Annotated in this window: 14 protein-coding genes and 1 tRNA gene; 8 read left to right on the top strand and 7 right to left on the bottom strand. The window is 69.5% G+C overall.

The features are described from left to right. From ACLBW1_RS07445 to ACLBW1_RS07435, 3 genes are all read left to right on the top strand, one after another. Complete coding sequence (locus ACLBW1_RS07445) at nt 1-768, top strand: DUF305 domain-containing protein (RefSeq protein WP_447811052.1); 768 nt, start codon at nt 1-3, stop codon at nt 766-768. A 118-nt stretch (nt 769-886) separates the two neighbouring features. Further along, nucleotides 887-1,906 carry a fused (3R)-hydroxyacyl-ACP dehydratase subunits HadA/HadB gene (locus ACLBW1_RS07440; protein WP_447811050.1) on the top strand — a complete coding sequence of 340 codons (1,020 nt, stop codon included), beginning with the start codon at nt 887-889 and terminating at the stop codon, nt 1,904-1,906. A 117-nt stretch (nt 1,907-2,023) separates the two neighbouring features. Next, complete coding sequence (locus ACLBW1_RS07435) at nt 2,024-2,893, top strand: cyclopropane mycolic acid synthase family methyltransferase (protein ID WP_447811048.1); 870 nt, start codon at nt 2,024-2,026, stop codon at nt 2,891-2,893. Nucleotides 2,894-2,945: 52 nt separating this feature from the next. Here the strand turns inward: ACLBW1_RS07435 and ACLBW1_RS07430 are convergent, their stop codons facing one another. The 4 genes from ACLBW1_RS07430 to ACLBW1_RS07415 form a co-directional block, all read right to left on the bottom strand. Next, nucleotides 2,946-4,238 carry a glycosyltransferase gene (locus tag ACLBW1_RS07430; RefSeq protein ID WP_447811046.1) on the bottom strand — a complete coding sequence of 431 codons (1,293 nt, stop codon included), beginning with the start codon at nt 4,236-4,238 and terminating at the stop codon, nt 2,946-2,948. Between the two features lie 49 nt (nt 4,239-4,287). Next, nucleotides 4,288-4,363 (bottom strand) — tRNA-Arg (locus ACLBW1_RS07425). Nucleotides 4,364-4,440: 77 nt separating this feature from the next. Continuing rightward, entirely contained in the window at nt 4,441-7,425 is a 2,985-nt protein-coding gene (locus ACLBW1_RS07420; RefSeq protein ID WP_447811044.1) for an AAA family ATPase, read from the bottom strand. Continuing rightward, a complete protein-coding gene (locus ACLBW1_RS07415; protein WP_447811042.1) occupies nt 7,422-8,609 on the bottom strand; it encodes an exonuclease SbcCD subunit D in 1,188 nt (395 codons plus the stop codon). Before ACLBW1_RS07415 ends, ACLBW1_RS07420 begins: the two co-directional genes overlap by 4 nt. Nucleotides 8,610-8,689: 80 nt before the next feature. Here ACLBW1_RS07415 and ACLBW1_RS07410 point away from each other — a divergent pair, with 80 nt between their 5' ends. Continuing rightward, nucleotides 8,690-10,312, top strand: coding sequence for a molybdopterin-dependent oxidoreductase (locus tag ACLBW1_RS07410; protein ID WP_447811040.1), 1,623 nt, complete (start codon nt 8,690-8,692; stop codon nt 10,310-10,312). On the opposite strand, the gene ACLBW1_RS07405 is transcribed toward ACLBW1_RS07410, so the two are convergent. Genes ACLBW1_RS07405 through ACLBW1_RS07395 form a run of 3 tightly spaced genes read right to left on the bottom strand, consistent with a single transcriptional unit; the run spans nt 10,299 to nt 13,294 of the window. Continuing rightward, nucleotides 10,299-10,982, bottom strand: coding sequence for a TetR/AcrR family transcriptional regulator (locus ACLBW1_RS07405; RefSeq protein WP_447811038.1), 684 nt, complete (start codon nt 10,980-10,982; stop codon nt 10,299-10,301). The genes ACLBW1_RS07410 and ACLBW1_RS07405 overlap by 14 nt on opposite strands. A 48-nt stretch (nt 10,983-11,030) precedes the next feature. Continuing rightward, nucleotides 11,031-12,599: an MFS transporter gene (locus ACLBW1_RS07400; RefSeq protein WP_447811036.1), complete on the bottom strand. Its 1,569-nt coding sequence runs from the start codon at nt 12,597-12,599 to the stop codon at nt 11,031-11,033. Next, nucleotides 12,596-13,294, bottom strand: coding sequence for a PadR family transcriptional regulator (locus ACLBW1_RS07395; RefSeq protein ID WP_447811034.1), 699 nt, complete (start codon nt 13,292-13,294; stop codon nt 12,596-12,598). The genes ACLBW1_RS07400 and ACLBW1_RS07395 overlap by 4 nt, the downstream gene beginning before the upstream one ends. 127 nt (nt 13,295-13,421) lie before the next feature. Here ACLBW1_RS07395 and ACLBW1_RS07390 point away from each other — a divergent pair, with 127 nt between their 5' ends. The 4 genes from ACLBW1_RS07390 to ACLBW1_RS07375 all read left to right on the top strand — a co-directional run bounded on the left by ACLBW1_RS07390 (nt 13,422) and on the right by ACLBW1_RS07375 (nt 23,334). After that, entirely contained in the window at nt 13,422-14,495 is a 1,074-nt protein-coding gene (locus ACLBW1_RS07390; RefSeq protein ID WP_447811032.1) for a glutathione S-transferase family protein, read from the top strand. A gap of 41 nt (nt 14,496-14,536) precedes the next feature. Further along, the gene (locus tag ACLBW1_RS07385; RefSeq protein ID WP_447811192.1) at nt 14,537-15,277 is read left to right on the top strand and encodes a hypothetical protein; all 741 of its coding nucleotides are present in this window, start codon (nt 14,537-14,539) and stop codon (nt 15,275-15,277) included. Next, entirely contained in the window at nt 15,274-19,158 is a 3,885-nt protein-coding gene (locus tag ACLBW1_RS07380) for an ABC transporter ATP-binding protein (protein ID WP_447811030.1), read from the top strand. Before ACLBW1_RS07385 ends, ACLBW1_RS07380 begins: the two co-directional genes overlap by 4 nt. A gap of 222 nt (nt 19,159-19,380) precedes the next feature. Beyond that, nucleotides 19,381-23,334 (top strand): multifunctional oxoglutarate decarboxylase/oxoglutarate dehydrogenase thiamine pyrophosphate-binding subunit/dihydrolipoyllysine-residue succinyltransferase subunit, encoded by a 3,954-nt coding sequence (locus tag ACLBW1_RS07375; protein WP_447811028.1) that lies wholly within the window; start codon nt 19,381-19,383, stop codon nt 23,332-23,334. The last annotated feature ends 10 nt before the right edge of the window (nt 23,335-23,344 follow it).

The raw sequence follows: 23,344 nt of genomic DNA, 5'->3' as shown, positions 1-23,344 counted from the left end.
GTGAGCACCGACACCGAAGTCGTCGGCGACGACACCGCCACCACACCCGACCGCCGATCGTCACTGCGCAGGCAGCTGCCGGCGCTGCTCGCCCTCGGCAGCGTCGCACTGCTGTTGATCGGTGTGGGTGTCGGCCTGCTGGTCGGCCGCACGGTGGATTCGGACACCGGGTCGGGCGCCACGCCCGCATCGGACTCCGCGGCCGTCGGATTCGCCCAGGACATGTCGACCCACCACTCCCAGGGCGTCGAGATGGCGACGGTGGCCATGAGCAGGGGATCCGATCCGCAGGTCCGGTCGCTGGCCTACGACATCCTCACCCAGCAGACCAATCAGATCGGTCAGATGCAGTCGTGGCTGACCCGCTGGGGCTACCCGCTGGACAACCCGTCGACGGCGATGGACTGGATGAGCGACCACCACTCGATGTCGGATGGCTCCATGTCGGGGTCGATGTCCGGATCCATGTCGATGACCGCAGGCAACGGGACGACGACACCACTCATGCCGGGCATGGCCACCGCGAGCGAGATGACGCGGCTGCGGAGTATGAGCGGGACCGCGCTCGACGCCTACTTCCTGCAGTTGATGCTGCGTCACCACCAGGGTGGTCTGCCGATGATGGAGTACGCGGCCGATCCCGATCACGTGTCGCAGGACTACGTGCGCACCCTCGCGCAGCAGATGATCAACACCCAGGAGAACGAGGCGCAGACGATGACGGCGATGCTGTCCGAACGCGGTGTCGCCCCCCTGTCGATGAACTGAGTACCGGCGGACACACAGCGGACGCGTGTCGCGCCGGTCGTCGCGGCGCGCGCTCGTGTGCGACGATGATCGGCGATTCTTCGCCCATCACAGTTGATCGCCAACCACCGAGGAGATCGTGAAGCCCGAGGACGTCAGCTCCGAAGATCGCGACTGGACGCAGTACTACCGCCCCGACGACCACTATCAGATCGGTCGCGAGGAGATCCGGGAGTTCGCCCGCTCGATGAAGGACGGCCACATCGTCCACTGGGACGAGAAGGCGGCCGCCGAGCGTGGGCACAGCGGTCTGGTCGCGCCTCTCACCTTCACCGCGCGCCTCGCCGGCAGCGGTCTGAACTGGCTACTGGACAACGTGCTCCTCGAGTACGACACCAGCGCGTTCGTCCAGACCGACCAGGTGTTCACCTATCACCGCCCCATGCACGCGGGCGACCGTCTCTCCCTGACCATGGGACTCACGCCGATCCGGCAGAAGGCCGGCGGCGACACCATCATCGTCGAGGGCCTGCTGATCAACGACAGCGGTGAACTCGTCGCGACATTGCTGACGACGGCCGCGGGTCGACGCGGCGCGCACGCCGAACCCGAACTCGCCGCCGCGCTCTCCGACGTGATGATGGGTGACTTCTCACCACCCACGACCACCGGCTGGCAGGAGATCGACGGGATCCCCGACCCGCCGATCGGCACCTGGGACCACGAGCTCGACGACGCCGTGCCCCGTTTCGCCGATGTCTCCGTCGGCGACGTGCTGCCCCCGAAGACGGTCACCCTCCGCCGCGGTGACCTCGTCAACTACGCGGGCATCTCCGCCGACTGGAACCCGATCCACTGGAGCGAGCGGGCGGCGGGTGTCGTGGGGCTCGACACCTGCGCCGCGCACGGGATGCTCACCATGGGCATCGGGTCGTCGTTCGTCACCGGGTGGGTGGGAGATCCGACAGCTGTTCGCGATTATCGTGTGCGGTTCACCGGAATCGCCTACGTCGCCGAGGATGCCCCCGCCGAGGTCGAATACACTGGACGGGTCAAATCGCTGGACGAACAGGCGAGGACGGCTACCATCGCGCTCGGTGCGACCTTCCGGGGCAAGCGGATCTTCGGTCGCGCGACCGCCACGGTGGCGCTGAGATGACCGCGGCGCCGGTGTCACCACTCCGGCGCGCAATCACCGATCTTGCCCACCGGAGAGCGTGGGCACCACACGACCACTGGCTCCTCGCTGGTGCGAGCACACGAAAGAGGTTCACCTGTGACCACCGAAACACCGTTCTTCGAGGACGTTCAGGCCCACTACGACCTGAGCGACGAGTTCTTCGCCCTCTTCCTGGACGAGTCGCGCACCTACAGCTGTGCGTACTTCAAGGAGGAGGACTACACCCTCAACCAGGCGCAGATCGCGAAGATCGACCTGTCGCTGGGCAAGCTGGGCCTCGAGCCCGGCATGACCCTGCTCGACGTCGGCTGCGGCTGGGGCGCCACCGCTCTGCGCGCGATGGAGAAGTACGGCGTCAACGTCATCGGCCTGACCCTGAGCAAGAACCAGTTCGGCCACGTCAAGAAGCTCGTCGAGGCCAAGGCCGCCGAGACCGGTCTCTCGGGTGACATCCGCCTGCAGGGCTGGGAGGAGTTCGACGGCAAGGTCGACCGCATCGTCAGCATCGGCGCGTTCGAGCACTTCCGCTTCGAGCGCTACGCACAGTTCTTCGACTTCGCGTACAACGCGCTGCCCGCCGACGGCAAGATGCTGCTCCACACCATCACGGCCTATGGCCTCTCGCACCATCACGAGACCGGCAACAAGATCAGCAAGGACGACTTCGCGTTCCTGCGCTTCATCGCGACCGAGATCTTCCCCGGCGGCCAGCTCCCGCTGCCCAAGCAGGTCACCGACGGCGCCACCGCCGCAGGCTTCACCGTGGAGAAGATCCAGCCGCTGCAGCTGCACTACGCCCGCACCCTCGACGCGTGGAGCAAGGCGCTCGGCGAGCACCGCGACGAGGCCATCGCCCTGTGCGGCCGCGCGAACTACAACACCTACATCAAGTACTTGAGCGGCTGCGCCGCGTCGTTCCGCAAGGACATGATCGACGTCATGCAGTTCACCTGCGTCAAGGGCTGATCACCAGGCGGTGACCATCGCCCGAGAAGAGCACGACCATCGGGTCGGCGTCTCACACCGCGATGCGGGTGAACGCCGACTCGATGCGTTGTGCGGCGTGATCCACCGCGACCTCGGGTGCGATGAGCCGTTCTCCGAGGGCGCGTGCCCGTCGCACGGTGACCGGGTCGGCGAGTACGCGCAGCCCGTCGGCGAGTCTGTCTGCGTCGAGCACCGAGAGCCGCGTGGCCGTCCCGACCCCCAGTCGGGTGATCTGTGCGCCCCAGTGCGCCTGATCGGCGCCTGCCGCGCACACCATCGTGGGCAGACCCGCACGCAGGGTGGCCGCGGTGGTCCCCGCCCCGCCGTGGTGCACGGCGGCGGCGAGTCGCGGGAGCACGGTGGGGTGGTCGAGTCGGCCGGCCACGAAGATGTGCGGGTTCTCGGGGTCGACCCCGGCCGATCGGCCACCCACGCCCACCAGTGCACGGACACCCGCTCGGCGCGTGGCCTCGACGACGGCACGGTGCACCGCCTCGGTGTCGGCGATCGGTGCGCTGCCGAACGCGACCAGCACCGGCGGCGGTCCCCCGTCGAGCCAGTCGTCGAGACCGTCGGTGCGCGACGCGGGGTCCCCGGCGGGACGGTGATCGGTCGGGAGATCGAAGAACCCGACGACGGGTTTGCGATCGTCCCACTCGGCGGCGAGGCCGGGGAACAGCGCGGGGTCATACGCCTGGATCTCCAGGGTGCCCGATCGACGCAGACGCGCCGGCATCGGCTCGGCCGCATCCGGCAGGCCCAACGAGGCGCGGAACCGGTTCTGCGACGACCGCGAGAACGTCCACGTCAGGGTGTCGACGAGGCGCCATGACGCCCGGTTGATCACCGGAGGCAGCCGGTGGCGCGTCGGGACGGCACAGATCGCGCCGTTCTCCGACATCGCGCAGAGTCGCACCGTGGCCATGTCGACGTCGAGGTGTTCGGCGAGGTCGGCGATGCGGTCCTGGCCCAGCGGGCCGCTCACGAGGCCGTCGAGGGCCTTCGTCGCCGCGAGGTCGGCGACGAGTGCGGCGAGGTCGGCGTCGAAGCGCGCGAACCCCTCGCGGACCTGGGCCTGGGCCAGACGGAGCCTGGTGACGGGATTGCCGGTCGACAGGATGGTGCGGGCGCGCTCGGAATCCCAGTACGACTCACTGTCGAGCCCCACCGGGTGCGCTCGCAGCCCCATGTCCGCGGCGAGGCCGACATAGTTGGGGGGCAACGCCATCTCGACGTCGTGACCGCGGCGGAGGAGTTCGAGTCCCAGGCACAGGCCCGGCTGCACGTCGCCCCGACTGCCGTAGAACGACAGCAACATTCTCATGCCGACGAGCCTAGATTCGCCGCGAGACGACCGCAGGACGAGAGATGTGTGGTGCCCCCGGCAGGATTCGAACCTGCGGCCTTCCGCTCCGGAGGCGGACGCTCTATCCCCTGAGCTACGGGGGCTCGAAGGGCGATGGAAAGACTATCGCACCGCCGACCACGCCCCGACAGTCGGTGGTGGGGAAGCTCTGGTGACCGCCTCAGACCGCGGCACCCACCATGGCCAGACGCGACCCGGCCTCCGCGCGGATCACGTGGAGCTGTGCGGGGATACGCGCCTTCATCTCGTCGACGTGACTGACGACACCGACCACCCGGCCGCCGGAACGGAGATCGTCGAGCACACGCATCACCAGGTCGAGCGCCTCGGGGTCGAGGGTGCCGAATCCCTCGTCGATGAACATGGTGTCGAGGACGCGTCCACCGGACTCGGCCGACACGACATCGGCGAGACCCAGCGCGAGAGCCAGGGAGGCGAAGAACGTCTCCCCACCCGAGAGCGTGGTGGCCGGACGCACCGTGCCGGTGTACTCGTCGCGCACCTCGATCCCCAGTCCGCTGCGGCGCCCTCGCGACGCCGCCGCATCGGTGTGGGCGAATTCATAACGTCCCGAGGACATCTCGCGAAGACGAGTCGACGCCGCGATGAGCACCTCCTCCAGTCGGGCCGCCAGCACGTAGGAGCGCAGCGACATCTGTCGGGAGTTCTGGCCCCGCCCCGCGACCAGATCGGCCAGACCCGCCACCTCACGATCGCGCTCGACCACCGGCGCCAGCACCGACAGCGCCGACCAGTAACCCGCCGCGAGATCCTGGAGTCGTGCGAAGCGATCGGCGGCGCGCGCATGTCGATGTGTGGCCGCGTCGAGGGCCGTCGTGGTGGCCTCGCGGTCCCGCTCACGTCCGGCGATATCGGCCGGGGTGTCGGCGGCGGCCGCGGCCACCTCCGGGTCGTCGAGGGTCGCCACCGCGGCCGCGCGGATCGCCGACGCCGCCCGGATCTGCTCGTCCCACGACGCGACCGTCATCGGGTCGGCCAGGGCCGCACAGGCCGTCTCCACGTCGGCGAACCCCGCCTCGTGTGCGACCGTCTCGATCCGTCGGGTGATCTCGCTCGCCCGGACATCGGCGTTCTCCGCGGCGACACGTGCGTCCCGCAGCGTGGTCGACGCCCGACACAGTCCCGCGAGGTGGGTCCGACGTTCGAGCACCGTCCCGGTCCCGCCGGTCGCGGCCGACACCTCCGCGTCGAGCTCGGCGAGATCGGCGGTCAGGGTGGCGATGCGCTCGCGGCGACCGGCCTGCGCCTCGCGCGTCGCGGCCGCGCGCGACCTCAGATCTTCGACCCGCGAGGAGATCTCGGCGACGACGGCGATCCGGGCGTCGAGTTCCGCGGCCACCGCCCCGACGGTGTCGACCTCGTCGGCGAGACGCGCCACCTCGCTCGCGGCGTCGTCGATCGGCACACCTCGAGAGGCCTCTGCGATGACCGCTCGGTCCCGTTCGGCTGCCGCCAGTCGATCGACCGCGCCCGCCCGTCGGTCGGCGGCCTGTTTCTCGGCGTAGTCGGCATCGATCTGTTCGCGCTCGGACACCGGATCACCCGTCGCGACAGCGGGACCGGGGTGTTCGACCGCTCCGCACACCTCGCAGGGTTCGCCCGTCCGCAGGCGTCCGGCGAGCTCGGACGCCATCCCGTCGATCCGGCGCTGCTGCAGCGCCAACTGACGTTCCCGCGTGGCGAGATGGCGCTCGTGGGCCGTCGCCGCGGCGGTTCGCGCGCGGCTCACCGCGTCGGCGAGCGCGGGAAGTCGTTGCGCTGCGGCGTGAACGGCCCGGGCTGCGGTGAGCTGCTCCTGCAGGCCGGGGAGTCGGGAACGCATCGTCCGGGATGCGTCGACCGCCTGTTGCGCCGCGAGCAGTGCGGTCGGTACCGAGGCCGACTCGCGTTCGATCTCCTCGAGATCCGCGACCGCGGCCCTCGACCCGGTCTCGAGTTCGTCCACCGTGGCGACGATCTGCGGTCGCCGACCTGCACGTTCGGCGATCGGGGCCAGTCGACCCGACTCGGCCGACCACCGGTCGATGTGGGCGTCGATGATCGCGGTGTCGGAATCCGCCGGGGGCCAGGAGAGTTGGGCGAGCAGTGCCGAGCCGTCGGGGCCCGCGCCCAGTGACCGGGTCGCCGCGGCCAGCGACGCGTGTGCCCGCGCGCTGACCTCGCGGGCACGGTCACGGTCACCGATGAGGGGGCGGATCGGTTCTGCGCGCCGCGCCGCGTCGAGGGCGTCGCGCGCGGAGTCGATGAGGTCGCGGTTGCCGTCGAGGGCGTCGAGGCGTTGCCGGGCGAGCGCGGCGCGCGACTGCAGGTCATGTGTGCGGGTGGCGGAGGCGAGCGCAGCGTCGGCGGCCTGTGCGCTGTCCCGGGCCCGCTGCAGTTCGGCGGCGGCGTCGGTCGCGTCGACGCGGGCGGCCTCGAGATGGGCCTGCGCCCAGTCGGCGTCGGCCTCCATCGGTTGCTCGTCGCCCACTAGACCCGCGATCTGTGCCGCGATCCGGTCCACGGTCTGCTCGCGGTCGCTGCGTTCGGCGCGGGTCGCGCGCGCCCGATCACGCAGCCACGTCTCGAGATCGCTGAAGCGGTCGGTCTCGAAGAGCTTCTCGAGCAACGTCTCCCGGTCGTTCGTGGCCGCGCGCAGGAAGCGGGCGAAGTCTCCCTGGGGCAGGAGCACGACCTGGAAGAACTGCTCGGCACTCATCCCGAGGATGCGCGAGATCACCTCACCGATGTCGTTGAGACGACTCAACCCTGGACCGGAACCGTCGAGCCACACGAGCGTGCCCGCGGCCGGCACGGTCGTGTACCCCTCCCCCCGCTTCTTCCGGCGGCGATGCTCCGGTGACCGCGTCACGCGCATGCGACGACCGCCGATGGTGGCCTCGAGCACGACACGGGGGACGTCGCCGGCGGGTGCGTGGTCGGACAGGAGTCGACGGTCGGAGTCGCGTACGCCCGGCACGCGTCCGAAGAGGGCGAACGCCACCGCGTCGAGGACCGTGGTCTTGCCTGCCCCGGTCTGGCCGTGCAGCAGGAACAACCCGTCGCATCCGAGGGCGTCGAAGTCGACCACGGCCTCCTCGGCGAACGGGCCGAAGGCGCTCATCTGCAGGGTGTGCAGCCTCATGCGGTGAGTCCGGGGTCGAGCTCGAACAGGGTCAGTTCGACCGGGCGGTCCGATTCGGGCTCGCCGACCACGGCGCGGATCGCGAGGTCGAGCAGGGCGCTCTCGCCGGGTGTCGGTTCGCTGCGGACATCGGTGACGAACGAGCGCACGATCTCGGTGTCGGACCGGTTCACCACGCGACTGCGGTAGTCGATGCCGTCGGCGGGGTGCGGTCGGTCCCACTCGACGTGGACGACGCGCGGGAACCGGGTTCGCAGGCGGCGCAACGCATCGGTGGGCCGGACCTCGTCGGTGAGCGACGCCTCGACGTAGTGCTCGACCGCGGTCTCGTGCAGCGGTGAGGTGAGGAGCTCCTCGAGTGTTCCGCGCAACGAGCTCAGCCCGCGCACCGGCGTCAGATCGACCGTGCGGATATCGGCGACACCGTCGGCGTCGAGGTCGATGATGGTCACCGCCTTGGTGTGACTGCGCTCGCCGAACGAGTACGGCAGCGGTGAACCGCTGTAGCGCACGGTCTCCCGCACGACCTGCGGGGAGTGCAGGTGTCCCAGCGCGACGTAGTCGACACCGTCGAAGGTGTCGACCGGGACCGTCTCGACGCCGCCGACCGCGATCGACCGCTCCGAGCCCGTCGCGACCGCACCCACCACGAAGGCGTGGGCCAGCACAACCGACCGCCGGGGACTGCCGGCGAGATGGTCACGCACGCGGTCCATCGCGGCGGCCAGCACCTCGGAGTGGCTGCGCGCCTGCGGGACGTCGAGTCGATCGCGGACGGTGTCCGGCTCGAGGTAGGGGATGCCGTAGATCGCGACCTCACCCTGGGCGTCGGACAGCACCACCGGCTCGTCGATGGCGTCGACGGTCGTCCGCAGATGCAGGCCACCGGCCGCGGCGAACGACGACCCCGCTCCCAGGCGGGTCGGCGAGTCGTGGTTCCCGGAGGTGACGACGAGGGTCGCGCCCGCGGCGGCCATCGCCTCGAGCGCGCCGTCGTAGACCTCGACGGCGTCGGAACCGGGCACCGAGCGGTCGAACACGTCGCCCGCCACCACCACGACGTCGACACCCTCCTCGGCGACCAGTCGTGCGACTTCTGCCAGCGCACGGCGTTGATCGTCGAGGAGCTCGACGCCGTGGAAGGTCCGACCGATGTGCCAGTCGGAGGTGTGCAGGATGCGCATGAACCCACCGTAGGGGTGGGCACCGACAGGTCCCGGGAACCACGCAGGCGTGGTCGCCGAGCGCGTGGATACTGGATCGGGTGACCACCACCCCCGACCGTCTCGACGAACCCGACTCGAACACCCGCACGGACACCCGGCGCCCCGGTCCCGACCGGAGCGTCATCGCCCTGCGTGCGCTCAACGGAGTCGTCGCGGCGGCGGTGACCGTCGGCGTCGGTCAGCTCGTCGCGTCACTGTTCGACAGGGCTGCCTCGCCGCTCTACGCGGTCGGTTCGGCGGTCATCGATCTCACGCCGAAGAGCGTGCGGGAGTTCGCGATCAGCACGTTCGGCACCGGTGACAAGGTCGCGCTGCTCATAGGCATCGGGATCATCGTCGCCATCCTGGCGGTGGTCGCCGGTGTGATCGAGCGGCGCACCCGCTCGTGGGGGTCGGCGATGTTCGCCGCCTTCGGCGTCCTGGGGGTCGCCGCCGCGGTCTCCCGACCCGGCGGTGGCGTCGACTGGTTCGTGCCCACCGTCGTCGGAGTGGTCGCGGGGATCGTGTTCCTGCAGTGGATGGCCCGACGTCTCGACCCGTCGCCGGGCCCCGAGACCCCCCGAGGCTCGACCGACGGCCCAGGGCATGCACCGACGGTCTCCACGACCGACCGACGGGCGTTCCTCATCGGGGCCGGCGCGGCCGGTGCCGGCGCCGTCGTCGCCGGGGTCGGCGGGGTCATCCTCGATCACCGCCTCAACGACGTCGGTCGCGACCGCGCGGATTTCGTGGTGCCGAACGCCACGAACTCCGTCGACACCGCGGCCGACGGTGGTGGAGGTCTCCCCTCGTTCATCACGTCCAACAGCGACTTCTACCGCATCGACACCGCGCTCTCCCCGCCTCAGATCACCAGCGGCGCCTGGTCTCTGCGCGTCCACGGGATGGTCGACCGCGAGTTCGAGATCGACATGGCGGAATTACGCCGCCTGCCCGCGATCGAGAAGATGGTGACGCTGACCTGCGTGTCGAACGAGGTGGGCGGGACGCTGATCGGCAACGCGACGTGGACCGGATACCGCGTGCGGGACCTGCTGGCCCGTGCCGGCGTGTCGCCCGACGCCGACATGGTGCTCTCACGCAGCTCCGACGGGTTCACCGCGGGCACCCCGATCGAGGCGTTCACCGACGACCGTGACTCGATCCTCGCGGTGGCCATGAACGGGTCGCCACTGCCCGTCGAACACGGTTATCCGGCCCGCCTGGTGGTGCCCGGGCTCTACGGGTACGTCTCGGCGACGAAATGGGTCACCTCACTGGAGGTCACGCGGTTCGATCGGGCCAAGGCCTACTGGTCGACGCGCGGGTGGTCGGAGAAGGGTCCCATCAAGACCAGCTCCCGGATCGACGTGCCCCGTGATCTCGCCGACGTGCGCGCCGGCCGTGTGACCGTGGGCGGTGTGGCGTGGGCGCAGCCGCGCGGCATCAACGCCGTGCAGGTACGTGTCGACGACGGCGCCTGGCGCCCCGCGACGCTACGGGCGCCCGACCTCGTCGACACCTGGCGGCTGTGGAGTTGGGAGTGGGATGCCACACCGGGCGACCACGTCCTCACGGTGCGGGCGATCGACGGCGAGGGACGGCAGCAGTCCGCGGTCGAATCGCGCCCCGATCCCGACGGCGCCACCGGCCTGCACTCGATCCCGGTCACCGTGCGCTGAGCGCCCCCGGCACGACGGGGGTGGCGCGTTCGGTGATCCAGTCACACAGCAGCGCTATCGACGTCCGCGCCTGGGCGTCGTCGCGATCGACCAGCCACCACTGGATCATCCCGTATATCAGCTGCAGCGCGGCGCGCACCACCGCCCGTTCGGCCCCGTCCCACGTCATAGCGGTGCGCGCCCCGATCGCCGACAGATAGCGCATCCCGTAGTCCTCGGCGAGGTCGTTCTGTCGCGCCGCGGTGGAGTACGCCCCCGAGGTCGAGGGCGCCCGCAACGACACGACCGTCGACTCGATCAGCACCAGCCAGCGCTCGGGCACCTCGTGGACCACGTCGAGCACCGAGGTGAGGGCCCCGGCGAGCAGTGACCGCAGCCCGTCGGCACCGACCGGACCCGACACCTCGGCCGCCGAGACGCCGGCTGCGAGTTCGTCGAGACTCTCCACCCGCAGGAACGCCTGCAGGTGGTCGCCGACCGCCCGTTCGATCATGGCGGCCATCAGGGCGTCCTTGCTGTCGAAGCAGTAGTGGACGATCCCCAGCGAGACGCCCGCCTCCTCGGCCACCGCGCGGACGGTCACCGAGGACATCCCGGTGCGCTGCGCGAGGTCGAGAGCGCAGTCGATCAACTGCACGCGGCGCTCGTCGATGGACAGACGGGACAACATCGTCCCAGTACATCCGACCTGTTCAGCCAGCGTCAACCGCGACAGCGATCAGCTCTGTGTGACCGCCGACGTCGGTGCGGCGGCGGACGCAGTGGTACCGGGCACGGCGGCGGGAACGGCGGCCGCATCGGTCTGTGCGGCCACCGGGACCGCCGGGGTCGACATGTGCCGCGGACGGGCCAGGAACAGTGCGGCGACGACGCCGAGCACCAACACCGCAGCGGGCAGGTACATCGACTGACCCATGGCCGTCGCGAACCCCTCGCGGGCGATCTCGGGGACGCGGTCGGTGGCGCCGGCGGATGCGACCTGTGCGCCGGGGAGTTCGGCGGCCAGTCGCGTCTGCAGCAGCGCGCCGACGGCGGCGCTACCGAGCACCGACCCGACCACACGCATCGTGTTGTAGACACCGGCACCGGCACCGGCCTGCGCCATCGGCAGGTTGCGGTTGGCCGTGGCGGCCAACGGCGCCCAGATGCCGGCGCTGGCCAGGCCCATCAGCGCGATGGGCAGCAGCAGGACCCACACGGGGGTGTCGGGTCGGGCGAGGACACCGAGGCTGCCTATCGCGATCGCGTTGAGCGCCAACGACGTGCCGATGATGTAGCGCGGGTGCACGGTGTCGACGAGGCGACCGACGACGGGCGCCAGCACGCCGGTGATCAGGGCCATCGGCACCAGCATGAGCGCCGACCGGGTCGGGGTCATACCGCCGACGAGCTGCAGGAAGAACATCATCGGCACGAACAGTCCGGACGTGGCGAAGCCCATCGCGGCGATACCGATGTTCGACAACGAGAAGTTGCGGTCGCGGAACAACGACAGCGGGACCAGGGGTTGCGTGCGGATCTTCGACTGCCACCACACGAAGACGCCCATGATGGCCACACCGGCCGCGGCCAGCCCCCAGATCCACGCCGCCCAGTCGTATTTCTCCCCGTCCTGGATGGCGAAGACGAGTGCGGTGAGACCGGCGGCGCTCAATGCGACACCGATCAGGTCGAACTGACGTCCGGTGGTCTCGACGGTCGGCACCAGCCACCAGGCCAGCACCAGTCCGACGATCCCGACGGGGACGTTGACGAAGAAGATCCACTCCCAGCCCAGGCCGTCGACGAGGATTCCGCCGAGCAAGGGGCCGACGAGTGTCGCGACACCGGCGACGGTGCCCCACAACCCCATGGCGGCGCCGCGCCGTTCGGCGGGGAACATCCGGGTGATGAGCGACATGGTCTGCGGCGTGATGAGGGCGGCACCGAGTCCCTGCAGGGCCCTCGCGGCGATCAGCTCACCGATCGATCCCGACAGCCCGCACCAGACACTGGCGACGGTGAAGACGACGAGGCCGGCCTGGTACATGAGCTTGGGGCCGAAGCGGTCACCGAGACGGCCGGTGATGAGCAGTGGCACCGCGTAGGTGAGCAGGTAGGCGCTGGTCACCCAGATGACGCCGTTGAAGTCGGTGTCGAGGCCCTCCTGGATCTTCGGCTGCGCGACGGCCACGATCGTCATGTCGACGAGGATCATGAAGAACCCGATGCACAGCGCGCCGAGCGCCGCCCAGGGTCTGTCGGTCACCGGCACGAACTTCGCCGGGGTGGGGTGTGCCTGGGTCATCGTGTCTCTCTCGGGGTCGTGGGGTTCGCGGTGAAGTCGTCGGACGTCAGGGGTGGGTCGCCGGCGCGGCACGCGCCGCGGGCGTCCCAGGAGAGCGTCCCGTCGACGAGTCGGGAGTGCAGATCGGTCAGCCAGTCGATCTGCGCGGTGAGAGTGGCGCAGCGGCAACCGATGTCGAGCAGGTAGATCTCCGAGACCCCGCGACCGGCCGCCTGGTCGGCGGCCGCGGTGAACATCGCCCGCTCGGCGGTGAGGGCGTCGATCCGCACCGCCAGCGACTCGATCACGGTCGAGCGAGGGAGTTCGTGCGCCTCGGCGAGCCCCAGGTAGAGCTCGGGATATTCCGCGGACGGGGTCTGCAGCAGGACCGTGAGCCGACGGGTCAGTGCAGACCGCCCTTGCTCGGTGATCGCGTAGACGGTGCGTTCGGGTCGGTTTCCCGAACGCTCGATGTCACTGACGCACAACAACTCTCGATCGAGCAGCCGGTCCACGGTGTGATAGAGCGACCCCGGCCTGATGTTGGCGAAGCGGTCCTCCTTGCGGGCGAGCAGGGTCTGGAGCATCTCGTACGGGTGCATCGGGCGTTCGGCGGCCAGGCCGAGTACCAGCACGGCGAGTGGGGTCATGGCTCGTTCCATCGCGGCCGTCGCCACCTCGACCGGAGGTGCCGGTGCCACGTGTCCGGTCGTCATCGAGCCTCCCCGCGCCGTCGTCGAGCCCATATGTTCCGCGTGGAATATTCACACATCGATCACCTCCGGGGCAACCGTGTCCGTCGATCCGCCGACGTGTCACCGTGAGCCGCTAACCTGGGGATCGATGAGCACACAGGAGTCAGACACCAGCGGCAACAGCACGTGGACCACACCCGGCAAGTACGTCGAGCCCGGCTCGGACTTCGTCCGCGACACCAACTACATCGAGACCCGCATCACGCGCGACGGGTCCGACGGCTTCCCGGTCGAGCCGGGGCGTTACCGACTGGTCGTGGCGCGGGCATGCCCCTGGGCCAACCGCACGATCATCGTCCGACGTCTGCTAGGTCTCGAGGACGTGATCTCGATGGGGTTGTGCGGTCCCACGCACGACGCAGACAGCTGGACCTTCGATCTCGATCCCGGCGGCCTCGACCCGGTGCTGCAGATCCCGCGGATCAAGGACGCCTACCTCGCCCGCTTCCCCGACTACGAGAAGGGCATCACCGTCCCGGCGATGGTCGACGTGCCCTCCGGCCAGGTTGTGACGAACAACTTCCCGCAGATCACGATCGACTTCTCCACGGAGTGGACCGAGTACCACCGCGACGGCGCCCCCGCGCTCTATCCCGAGCACCTGCGTGCCGAGATCGACGAGGTGAACCACGGCGTGTTCACCGAGATCAACAACGGCGTCTACCGCTGCGGGTTCGCCGGCAGCCAGCAGTCCTACGAACGCGCCTACGCCAGGCTGTTCACCCACCTCGACACGATCAGTGAGCGGCTCTCGCGTCAGCGATACCTGGTGGGCGACACCATCACCGAGGCCGACGTCCGCCTGTTCACCACTCTGGCCCGCTTCGACCCCGTCTACCACGGACACTTCAAGTGCAACCGGTCGAAGCTGTCGGAGATGCCTGTGCTGTGGGCCTACGCCCGCGACCTCTACCAGACCCCGGGTTTCGGTGACACCACCGATTTCACCCAGATCAAGCAGCACTATTACATCGTCCACACCGACATCAACCCGACCGGGATCGTCCCGCAGGGCCCGGATCTGAGCGGATGGAACACCCCGCACCACCGCGAGGAGCTCGGCGGTCGTCCGTTCGGCGACGGCACCCCGCCGCCCCCGCCGCCCGCGGCCGAGCAGGTCTCCCCGCAGGATGCCGCACCGGCCGCCTCGGACCCACGGTGATCTGGAACCGATCGTCGGACTCCGGCGCGCAGTCGGCGGCCGTGGCCAAGCAGGAGGGCAGCTCGGGCACGATCGTCTCGATCATCGACCGGGCGCAGCGCCTGCAGTCCCCCGCCGTCGCGGCCTACGTGCGTCGCATGCGTTCATCGCATCCCGCCGACACCCCCGCGCAGACCATCGAACGGCTGGAGAAGCGTTATCTCACCACGGTGATGTCGTCGGGCGGTGCCGCCGGCGCCACGGCCGCCGTACCCGGGGTGGGCACCCTCGCCTCGATCGCGGCGATCGGCGGAGAGTCCGCCTTCTTCGTGGAGGCGTCGGCGCTGCTGGCGCTGGCCGTCGCCGAGGTGCACGGCATCCCCATCGATCACGCCGAACGGCGCAAGACCCTCGTCCTCGCCGTGGTCCTCGGCGAGGAGGGTGTCCTGGCGCTGGGGAAAGCGCTGGGATCCAAGCGCAACCCGCTGAAGAACATGGCCGGTGGCGCCATCCCCACGCCGGCACTGAACAACCTCAACAAAGCCCTCATGAAGCGGATCGTCAAGAAGTACGCCGCCCGTCGGGCGCCGTTGATGGTCGGCAAGATGTTGCCGGCCGGGGTCGGCGCCGCGATCGGCGGTGCGGGCAACCGCGCGCTGGGCAAGCGGATCATCGCCAACGCGCGTGAGGCGTTCGGGCCGCCGCCGAACGCCTGGACGATCGAGGGCACCGTCGTCGATCCGATCGCGACCCTGCCGGGATCCGACGACGAGAAGGGCCCCGCGAACACCGGACGTCGGTGAGTTCGGGCTGGATCGCGCGACTGGCGCGCGAATGTCTGCACAACCGCACGCTGGTGACGGTGACGCTCACGGTCACCGTCATCGGCGTCGGCATCGACCTCGGTGTCCCGCTGATCGCGAAGGCGGCCATCGACACCGCGACGCGTACGGCGTCGCACGGTTTCTCCATCGACACGTTGGCGGTGTTGCTGGCGATCGCGGGTGTGGTGCGGTTCGGTTCGGCCTACCTCCGGCGACTGACCGCCGGACGACTGTCGCTCAACGTGCAGAACGCGCTGCGCCTGTCCCTGCTGCGGACACTCCTGCGTCTCGACGGCGCCGCGCAGGACCAGATCGTCACGGGTCAGGTGGTGTCGCGCTCGATCTCCGATCTGCAGCTGGTGCAGGGACTGCTCGCGATGGTGCCGTTGTCGATCGGCGCGCTGCTGCAGGTCGTCCTGGCCTTCGGGATCATGGCCTACCTGTCGCCGCTGCTGACCGTCGTCGCCCTGCTGGTGATCCCGGCCATCGCCGTTGTGGCGTTCCGCACCCGTAAAGCACTGTTCGCCGCCACCTGGTCGGCCCAGCAGTCCGCCGCCGACGTCGCCCAGCACGTGGAGGAGACCGTCACCGGGGTACGCGTGGTGAAGGGCTTCGGCCAGGAGGACCGCTCGGTCGACGAGCTGATCGGCCACGGCCGGCGGCTGTTCGCCCAGCGGATGCGCGCCGCACGCATCAACTCCCGGTTCACCCCGACGATGAACGCCATCCCCCAGGTCGCGTTGGTCGCCGTCATCGCCCTCGGCGGCTACCTCACCGCCCGCGGCGACATCACCGTCGGTACCTTCCTGGCGTTCGCCACCTACATCACCACGATGACCGGGTTGGCCCGACTGCTGACGAACCTCATCGTCTCGGCGCAGCTCGCCCGCGCCGCCGTCGAACGCGTCTACGACGTCATCGACCATCCGACCGACCCGGCACTGACGAACACCACACGCCTGCCCCCGGGGCCCGTCGGGCTCCACGCCCACGACCTGCGGTTCACCTTCCCCGACGGGACCCCTCTGTTCGCAGGGGTCGATCTCGACGTCGCGGCGGGCGAGTGTGTCGCCGTCATCGGTCCACCGGGTAGCGGAAAGTCCACTCTGGCCGCACTTCTCGGGGGTGTCTACCGACCCGACTCCGGCGATCTCGACCTCACCGTGACGGCCGTCGACGACGACGGTTCGTCGGTGGTCCCCACCCGATACGCGCTCGCCGAACTGGCTCCCGACAGCGCGCGCGAACACATCGGGATCGTCTTCGACGAACCGTTCCTCTACTCCGACACCATCGCCGCCAACATCGGCCTCGGACCGGTCTCCGCCCCCGACCACCCCGACAGCCGGGAGGGATCGGTCCGTACCCGCATCGAGGCCGCGGCCCGGCGCGCGGCGGCCCACGATTTCATCACCGCACTGCCCGACGGGTACGACACCGTCGTGGGCGAGCGAGGGCTGACGCTCTCCGGCGGGCAGCGCCAGCGGATCGCCCTGGCACGGGCCTTCTTCGCCGACCCGCCGCTGCTCGTGCTCGACGACGCCACCTCGGCCGTCGACGCCACCACCGAGGCGACGATCCTGCAGTCCCTGCGCTCCACCGGCGAGCGCACCCTCGTGCTCGTCGCCCACCGTCCCTCGACGCTCACCGTCGCCGATCGCGTCGTCGTCCTCGACGAGGGACGCGTGATCGATTCCGGATCACCGGCCGAGCTCGACGAGCGGTGCCCGCTGTTCCGGGCACTGATGTCGCCGGCCGCGCCCGTCGCCGACCGTGACGACGGTCCGCAGCGGTTCGCCGACCCCGAGGACCCCGTCGACCCGGCCGCCCTGTGGCCCGACGACCCCGACAGCCCGGCCGATCCCGACACCCTCGACCCGGCCGCGCACCAGGCGGGCCTCGGCGCACCCCGCGTGACCACCCCCCGGGTGGGACGACGCGGGGGTGGCGGCGTGTCCGGCGCCCTGGGGTCGATGCCGGCGACGCCCGCGTTGCTGCGTGCGGTCGAGGGGTTGCCGCCCGCCGACGAGGATCCCGAGGTCGACGTCGACCGGGCCCGTCGCCACGATCCGTCGTTCTCGCTACGCGGACTGCTCCGACCGGTGCGTCTGCTCCTGGCCGTCGCCATCGGGGCGATCGCGATCGACACCCTCGTCGGGCTCGCGTTCCCCTCGCTGGCGAGAGTCGGCGTGAACGCGTCGACCGCCGATCATCTCGACAACCTCCTGATCGCCTCGGCCGCGGGGCTCGCATTGGTGGCGGTCGGGTGGATCGCGCTGTCGGTGGTGACGATCGCGAGCACCCGGGCCGGTGAGCGCATCCTGTTCACGCTGCGGGTCCGCAGCTATGCCCACCTGCAGCGCCTCGGGCTCGACTACTACGAGCGAGAACTCTCCGGCCGCATCATGACGCGGATGACGACCGACATCGACGCACTGTCGTCGTTCCTGCAGACCGGACTGTCCACGGCGGTGATCTCGGTGCTGACGATCGTCGGGGTCGCGGTGGCCCTCGTGCTCACCGACCCGACCCTCGGCGCGGTGATGCTGATCGTGTTCCCGCCGCTGATCATCGCGACCGTCGTGTTCCAGCGCGTCTCGTCGCGCGCCTACACCCGCTCACGTGAGCTGGTCAGCGTCGTCAACGCCGATTTCCAGGAGAACGTCTCGGGTCTGCGCACCACGCTGCTCTACCGCAACGCCGAACGCGCCGACGAGCGTTTCGCCGGGCGCGCAGGCGACTACGTCGCGGCCCGCATGGTCTCCCAACGGGCGATCTCGCTGTACTTCCCCTTCATCAGCCTGATGTCGGATCTCGCCACCGCCGGGGTCGTCGCCATCGGCGCGCGCCAGGTGCTCGACGGCAGCGCCGGACCGGGCACGCTCGTGGCGTTCGTGCTGTACCTCGGCATGTTGTTCGCGCCGGTGCAGCAGCTCTCGCAGGTGTTCGACGGATACCAGCAGGCCGTCGTCGGGCTGCGTCGGATAGGCGACCTGCTGCGGACACCGAGCAGCGTGGTCACGCCCGACGGCGCCACGCACGATCGGGCCGCGGCCGGCATCCTGCGTTTCGACGGCCACGCCGAACTCGACGCCGTCGGTTTCCGCTACGCCGGCGCCTCGTCCGACGCGCTCGGCAGGGTGTCGTTGGACATCCCCGCCGGCACGTCGTTGGCCCTCGTCGGGCAGACGGGCGCCGGCAAGTCGACCATCGTCAAACTGCTCGCCCGCTTCTACGATCCGACCACCGGGTCGGTGCGGATGGACGGCGCCGACATCCGCACCCATCACCTCGCTGCCTACCGCGCCCGACTCGGGGTGGTGCCGCAGGAGCCGCACCTGTTCACCGGCACGATCGCGTCGAACATCGCCTACGGTCGGCCCGGTGCGTCGCGCTCCGAGGTCACCGCGGCGGCCACCGCGGTCGGCGCGACGCGGATGATCGCCCGCCAGCGCGGGGGGATGCTGCATCGGGTCGGCGAACGCGGACAGGGGCTCTCGGCGGGCCAGCGCCAACTCATCGCACTCGCCCGCGCCGAGCTCGTCGACCCCGATCTGCTGTTGCTCGACGAGGCCACCGCGACGCTCGACCAGGCCACCGAGGCCCAGGTCCTCGACGCGAGCCGTCGTCTGACCCGTTCCCGGACCTCGGTGATCGTCGCCCACCGCCTCGCCACCGCCGCCCGTGCCGACCGGATCGCCGTGGTGTCCTCGGGTGCGATCATCGAACTCGGAACTCATGACGAGCTGTTGGCGTTGGACGGGAAGTACCGCGAGTTGTGGGACAACGGGATGGCCTCGGCCGACGGCGTCGCCGACCGACCGACGATGACGTCGGCGCCGGCGATGAACCGCCGGTGACACTCGCGGCCCCACCTCGGCGGCCGCGTCACCCGGGGAGTCCGTGGAGTCCGTATGCGACGCAGGTGAGCGGGGACTAACCTCGCAGTGGCAGGCGTTGTCCCATGGGGCCGCACGCGTTCGGTCGCACGCGTTCGACGGGTGTGCTCCGGACCTCACGCCGAGACGACCACGGTGCACGACGACGAACAGACGATCAGGGAATAGAGGCGAGATTCTGCCGTGAGCAGTAGTTCGGTTTCAGACTTCGGACAGAACGAGTGGTTGGTCGAGGAGATGTACGAGCGCTTCCGCGCCGACCCCGACTCGGTGGACCGGAGCTGGCACGACTTCCTCGAGACCTACACACCCAAGACGTCCGACGACGGCGTCGCGACGAACGGTTCGGGCTCGAAGGCGAAGTCGGGCAACGCAACCCCGACCTCGAAGGCGCCCGCCGGCGCCCGGTCGTCCTCGTCGATGGAGGCGTCGTCAGCCCGCTCGAACGGGGTGAGCGAGGCGCCCGCGACCAAGGCCGCCTCGGGGCAGGCCATCGAGAGCCGCGACAGCTCCGCGGGCAGCGATGCGACACCGCCGCCGACCCGTACCGCACCGGTCACCAAGACCGTCCCGGTCGAGAAGGCCGTGGCACAGGCACCGAACCCGAACAAGGGCACCGCCTCGGGTGACAAGGGCTCCAGCAACGGCGCGAGCAAGAACGGCGCCGCCGACAAGGGTTCGAGCTCGAACGGCGCGGCGAAGAAGGCCTCGGCGTCGACCGGGGGCAAGCCCGCCGACAACGGATCGGCTCCCGCCGAGGACACCGCCAAGGTGTTGCGCGGTGCCGCGGCCGCGGTGGCCAAGAACATGGCGCTGTCGCTGGAGATCCCGACCGCGACCAGCGTCCGCGCGATCCCCGCGAAGCTGATGATCGACAACCGCGTCGTGGTCAACAACCACCTCGCGCGCACCCGCGGCGGCAAGATCTCGTTCACCCACATCCTGGGCTACGCGATCGTGCAGGCGGTCAAGTCGTTCCCGAACATGAACCGGCACTTCGCCGAGGTCGACGGCAAGCCCAACGCGGTCTCCCCCGCGCACGTCAACCTCGGCCTGGCCATCGACCTGCCCGGCAAGGACGGCAGCCGGTCGCTCGTCGTCGCCGCCATCAAGAACACCGAGACGATGAAGTTCGGTGAGTTCCACGCCGCGTACGAGGACATCGTGCGCCGCGCGCGCGACGGCAAGCTCACCGCCGACGACTTCGCCGGGGTCACCATCTCGCTGACCAACCCCGGCACCATAGGCACCGTGCACTCGGTGCCGCGCCTGATGAAGGGTCAGGGCGCCATCATCGGCGCCGGCGCGATGGAGTACCCGGCCGAGTTCCAGGGCGCGAGCGACGAGCGGATCGCCGAGATGGGCGTCGGCAAGCTGATGACGCTGACCTCGACCTACGACCACCGCATCATCCAGGGCGCCGAGTCGGGCGATTTCCTGCGCACCATCCACAACCTGCTTCTCGACGACGCGTTCTTCGACGAGATCTTCACCGCGTTCCACATCCCGTACGAGCCGATCCGCTGGCGCAAGGACATCGCCTCGCCGTCGGTCGACAAGAACGCACGCGTGCTCGAGCTGATCGCCGCGTACCGCAATCGAGGCCATCTCATGGCCGACATCGACCCCCTGATGATCGACTCCGACGCCCGCGCGGCGCACCCCGATCTCAACGTCCTGACCTACGACCTGACGCTGTGGGATCTCGACCGCGATTTCAAGGTCGGTGGCTTCCACGGCCAGGACACGATGAAGCTCCGCGACATCCTGTCGGTGCTGCGCGACGCGTACTGCCGGCACGTGGGGGTGGAGTACACCCACATCCTCGAGCCCGAGCAGCAGCAGTGGCTGCAGGAGCGCGTGGAGATCAAGCACTCCAAACCGCCTGTGGGCGAACAGAAGTACATCCTGAGCAAGCTCAACGCCGCCGAGGCGTTCGAGACGTTCCTGCAGACCAAGTACGTCGGGCAGAAACGCTTCTCCCTCGAAGGCGCCGAGACCGTCATCCCGATGATGGACGGCGTGATCGACCAGAGCGCCGAGCACGGACTCGACGAGGTCGTCGTCGGCATGCCCCACCGCGGTCGCCTCAACGTGCTGGCCAACATCGTCGGCAAGCCCTACTCGAAGATCTTCTCGGAGTTCGAGGGCAACCTGAACCCGTCGCAGGCGCACGGTTCGGGCGACGTGAAGTACCACCTCGGGGCGGAGGGCAAGTACTACCAGATGTTCGGCGAGAACGAGATCAACGTCTCGCTCACCGCCAACCCGTCGCACCTCGAGGCCGTCGACCCGGTCCTCGAGGGTCTCGTGCGCGCCAAGCAGGACCTGCTCGACCGCGGCGACGGCGTGTTCTCCGTGCTGCCGTTGATGCTCCACGGTGACGCCGCGTTCGCCGGTCAGGGAGTGGTCGCCGAGACGCTCAACCTCGCGATGCTCCCGGGCTATCAGACCGGCGGCACCGTGCACATCGTCGTCAACAACCAGGTCGGCTTCACCACGGCACCGGAGCACTCGCGGTCGTCGGAGTACTGCACCGACGTCGCCAAGATGATCGGTGCGCCGATCTTCCACGTCAACGGCGACGACCCGGAGGCGTGCGTGTGGGCGGCCAAGCTCGCCGTGGACTACCGCCAGGAGTTCCACAAGGACGTCGTGATCGACCTCGTCTGCTACCGCCGTCGCGGACACAACGAGGGCGACGACCCGTCGATGACGCAGCCGGCGATGTACGACGTCATCGACACCAAGCGCGGCGTACGCAAGAGCTACACCGAGGCACTGATCGGCCGCGGCGACATCTCCACCAAGGAGGCCGAGGACGCGCTGCGCGACTACCAGGGTCAGCTCGAGCGGGTCTTCAACGAGGTCAAGGAACTCGAGAAGTACCAGGCGGCGCCCAGCCCGTCGGTCGAGTCGGATCAGACCCTGCCGACGAAGCTGATGACCGGCATCGACCGCGCGACCGTCGAGGCCATCGGCGACGCGTTCGGCAATGTACCCGAGGGCTTCTCGGTCCACCAGCGCGTCAAGCCGGTGCTCACCCGCCGCCAGGAGATGTCCCGAGAGGGCAACATCGACTGGGCGTTCGCGGAGCTGCTCGCGTTCGGCTCCCTGGTCGCCGACGGTCGGCGGGTCCGACTCTCCGGCCAGGACTCCCGGCGCGGGACGTTCAGTCAGCGGCACTCGGTGATCATCGACCGCAAGACCGGCGAGGAGTACACCCCGCTGAACCAGCTGGTGCAGACCGAGGGCGACAACGCCGGTGGTCGGTTCAACGCCTACGACTCCGCGCTCAGCGAGTTCGCCGTCGTCGGTTTCGAATACGGTTACTCCGTCGGCGACCCCGACTCCCTCGTGCTGTGGGAGGCGCAGTTCGGCGACTTCGTCAACGGCGCTCAGTCGATCATCGACGAGTTCATCTCCTCCGGCGAGGCCAAGTGGGGACAGCTCTCCGACGTGGTGCTGCTGCTCCCGCACGGCCACGAGGGCCAGGGCCCCGACCACACCTCTGGACGCATCGAACGGTTCCTGCAGCTGTGCGCCGAGGGCTCGATGACCGTCGCGCTGCCGTCGACCCCGGCGAGCTACTTCCACCTGCTGCGGCGTCACGTCCTCGACGGGATCAGCCGCCCGCTCGTGGTGTTCACCCCGAAGTCGATGCTGCGCAACAAGGCTGCGGTCAGCCCCGTCGAGGACTTCACCGAGGGCAAGTTCAAGTCGGTCATCGACGACCCGTCGATCACCGATCAGAAGGTGCGCGACAAGGTGACCCGCGTGCTGATGGTGAGCGGCAAGCTCTACTACGAGCTCGCCGCCCGCAAGGAGAAGGACGGTCGCGACGACATCGCGATCGTGCGCATCGAACAGCTCTACCCGATCCCGCACCGGCGACTCGGTCAGGTTCTCGAGCAGTACCCGGGTGTGCAGGAGTTCTTCTGGGTACAGGAGGAGCCGGCCAACCAGGGGCCGTGGCCGTTCTTCGGTCTGCATCTCCCCGAGGTGCTGCCCGAGTACTTCGGTGCACTCAAGCGCGTGTCACGCCGTGCGATGTCCGCGCCGTCGTCGGGCTCGAGCAAGGTCCACGCCGTCGAGCAGCAGGAGATCATCGACCGGGCCTTCGACACCGGGAAGTGATCGCCTGATC

This window comes from Williamsia sp. M5A3_1d (genome assembly GCF_053345315.1).
The sequence above is the reverse complement of the archived record's forward strand: the minus strand, read 5'-3'. Positions and strand labels throughout refer to the sequence as shown.